Below are 3,008 nucleotides of genomic sequence, written 5' to 3'. Positions count from 1 at the left end.
GGCGCCGCACCGACCGCCGCGGCCGCTGCGAACCCGACCACCGGAAAGGTGAAGCTGGTCGACGGCACCACGATCTACGTGCAGACCCCCGACGGCACTGTGGTGACGGTCCGGGCCGGCGGCGACACCAAGGTCCGGACGGCGAAGCGGGGCAAGCTCAAGGACGTGAAGGCGGGCGACACGGTCAGCGTCCAGGGCGATGCCGCCGCCGACGGTACGGTCACCGCCACCACGGTCACCAGCGACCGAGGCTGACCGCCCACGGGGGCCGGGCGGCCGGCCGGGGCTATCCGGGGGCCGGGCGGACCGTCAGGATCTGTTCGGCGCGGCCGACCGGGCCGGAGATGTCGTGCAGCGTGGTCGACGTGAGGCCCTGGCCGTGCGCACCGAAGATCACGCCGGTGTCGAGGCCGACCCAGCCGCCGCGCGGCTGCCGGTACAGGTGGATCGTCAGGTCCAGGTTCGGGAACAGCCACTCCTTCGGCGACTGCCGCATCGCGATCCCGTTGGCGGTGTCGACCAGGGCGAGGTAGCGGGCGAGCGTGCTGCACGGCTCGCCCGCGACGAGTTCGAGCCCGGTGGAGATCCACGCTGTGGTGCGCCCCGGCCGGGGCGTCGCGACCGGGCGCACCTCGATCGAGCGGATGTAGCCGCCCGCCCACGTGTCCGTCAGGGGCCAGGTCGGTACCGGCCCGGGATCGGGCAGCGCAGCGGGCTCGCCGCCGGCGACGGCCGAGGTGTCCTGACCGGTCATCCGCCACACCCGCGCCCGGACGGCGGGCCGCCCCCGCGCGGTGACGACGACCTCGACCAGTTCGATGGTCCGTCCCGGCCGCACGACCTCGACGCGCAGGTCGAAGTCCTCGATCTTGAGCACCCCGAGGATGTCCATGCTCACCCGGGAGATCACCATGTCGCCGGCTCCCCGGGCCCGCGCGGACTCCTCGACGGCGTGCACGATCAGGCCCGTCATCGGGCTGATGTGCTGCTCGTCGAGGGCCCACGCGCCGCCGGTGGCCTCGGTGGGCCGGAACCGCAGCGCACCGACCCGCTCGAAGTAGCTGATCATCACCCCAGCTTGGCAGGCCTGCCGAACCAGCGGGAGAGGTGGTCGTCCAGGTCCCGCTGATCGTCGCCGATCCAGGCGACGTGGCCGTCGGGGCGGAGCAGGATTGCCGGAACGTCAAGCGCCGCGGTGGGGTCGCCGAGGTGGTCGACCCGGTCCGACCAGCCGCCGGCGGTCAGGCGTTCGGTGCGGTCCAGCAGCAGGCCGCGGCCGCGATGCAGCAGGTCGTAGAGGCGGCCCTGTTTCACGTCGATGTCGCGCAGCCGGCGGCCGAGCAGGTCGGGTCCGGCGCCGAAGTCGTAGCGGATGCCGATCGCGGTGATCTTCTCGAGCAGATGGCGGTTGACGTCGTCGAAGTCCATGAGCTCGGTGAGCAGCCTGCGCGCGGCCCGCGGGCCCGGCTCGGCGGAGGACAGTTCCATCTGGGCGCGGGTGTTGTCCAGCACGTCCGCGGCGACCGGATGCCGCTCGGCCTGGTACGTGTCCAGCAGGGTCTCCGGCGCCCAGCCGCGGACCTGTGCCGCCAGCTTCCAGCCGAGGTTGAACGCGTCCTGAATGCCCAGGTTGAGGCCCTGCCCGCCGATCGGCGGATGAATGTGTGCCGCGTCGCCGGCCAGCAGCACCCGCCCGACCCGATAGCGCTCGGCCAGCCGGGTGGCGTCGCCGAAGCGGGACAGCCAGCGCGGGGAGTGCGCGCCGAAGTCGGTCCCGGCGAGGGCGCGCAACCGTTGCCTGAAGTCCTCGAGGGTGGGCGGTGTCGCGCGATCGCCGATGCCCACGGCGGGGATGATGACGCGGTAGACCCGCTCGCCCACGGGCCCGAACATGAATCGCTTCTCGGTCTCGCGGATCTCGGTCACCTTGGCGGCGATCTCCTCCGGCGGCACGCCCGCCTCCAGCTCGCCCATCAGCGTCTCGGTCCGCGACGGCTCGCCGGGGAAGTCGACGCCGAGCAGCTTGCGCACCGTGCTGCGCCCGCCGTCACAGCCGACGAGGTAGCGCGAGCGCAGCCGTTCCCCGCCGGCCAGTTCGACGGTGACGCCGTCGTCGTCCTGCGCGAACCCGGCGACCGCGCAGTCGCGCCGCACCTGCGCGCCCAGCCCGATCGCGTGCTCCTCGAGCAGGTTGACGATGACCGGCTGCGGGATGCCCAGCAGATAGGCGTGCGCGGAATCCACGTTGGCCGGCGCGGGCTTGTCGATGGCGGCGAAGTAGGCGCCGGCCGGACGCCGCCTTCCGCGCGCGGCGACGCGTTCCAGCAGCCCGCGCATCGCCATCAGCTCGATGCTGCGGATGTGCAGGCCGACGATGCGGGCGTACGACGCGGGCTCGGTCTCCCGGTCCAGGACGAGGACCCGCACGTCGTGCAGCCGCAGCTCGGCGGCCAGCATCGCGCCGACCGGCCCGCAGCCGGCGATGATCACGTCGTGCTCGGTGGGGAACTGCGAGGTATCCATGGGTGTTGCCCTTCGGGAATGCCTGTTGGGGAGGCGCTCCCGGCGACACCTACGTCAGTCGCCCGGCCGTGACGGCGAGGGGGAGCACCCACATCGATACAGGGTTCATGGGTCTCACCTCCTCGGGCGGTGTCACGGTCAGCCGAAAGGTACAAGCCCGCGCATCGTCGCGTCCAGTCGTTTCCGGCCCGGGGTGTGTGAGGGGGTAACTGATATGACGAAAAGCAAGAATCGACACATGCGCAAGCATTGATGGTGGGTGTCGGGCTTCTTAGGCTGAAGGCGCTTGTTACGGCCTACCTGGGGAGACGGCCCTGGATACCCGCGTGCAGTTCGGCGCGACCGCCCTGTTCGGCAGGGCGTCGCTGCTCGCGGCCGTCGAGGCGCGGCTGGCCGCCGGTGGCGGTGCCGCCCTGCACGGCCCCGAGGGCATCGGCAAGACCGCGCTGCTCGACGCCGTGGCCGCCGCCGCCACCGCGCGCGGG

2 protein-coding genes and 1 pseudogene are annotated in these 3,008 nt (G+C 72.3%); 1 reads left to right on the top strand and 2 read right to left on the bottom strand.

From position 1 onward, the window contains the following. Positions 1-255, top strand: a pseudogene (locus tag AB0F10_RS45040) (hypothetical protein); the annotation flags it as partial. Between the two features lie 31 nt (positions 256-286). Here the strand turns inward: AB0F10_RS45040 and AB0F10_RS45035 are convergent. Beyond that, positions 287-1,069: a thioesterase family protein gene (locus tag AB0F10_RS45035; RefSeq protein WP_360640673.1), complete on the bottom strand. Its 783-nt coding sequence runs from the start codon at positions 1,067-1,069 to the stop codon at positions 287-289. Beyond that, on the bottom strand, positions 1,069-2,523 hold the full coding sequence (gene rox / locus AB0F10_RS45030; RefSeq protein WP_360640671.1) for a rifampin monooxygenase: 1,455 nt from the start codon (positions 2,521-2,523) through the stop codon (positions 1,069-1,071). The genes AB0F10_RS45035 and rox overlap by 1 nt, the downstream gene beginning before the upstream one ends. Positions 2,524-3,008 lie beyond the last annotated feature (485 nt).

It is taken from the genome of Actinoplanes sp. NPDC026623 (assembly GCF_040638275.1).
In the GTDB taxonomy this organism is placed as follows: Bacteria; Actinomycetota; Actinomycetes; order Mycobacteriales; family Micromonosporaceae; genus Actinoplanes.
This window is presented reverse-complemented; position numbering and strand designations above follow the sequence as displayed.

Bases quoted from the DNA above. Each gene is read 5' to 3' on its own strand.
- AB0F10_RS45035 (WP_360640673.1), bottom strand. From the start codon at position 1,069: ATGATCAGCTACTTCGAGCGGGTCGGTGCGCTGCGGTTCCGGCCCACC.
- rox (WP_360640671.1), bottom strand. From the start codon at position 2,523: ATGGATACCTCGCAGTTCCCCACCGAGCACGACGTGATCATCGCCGGC.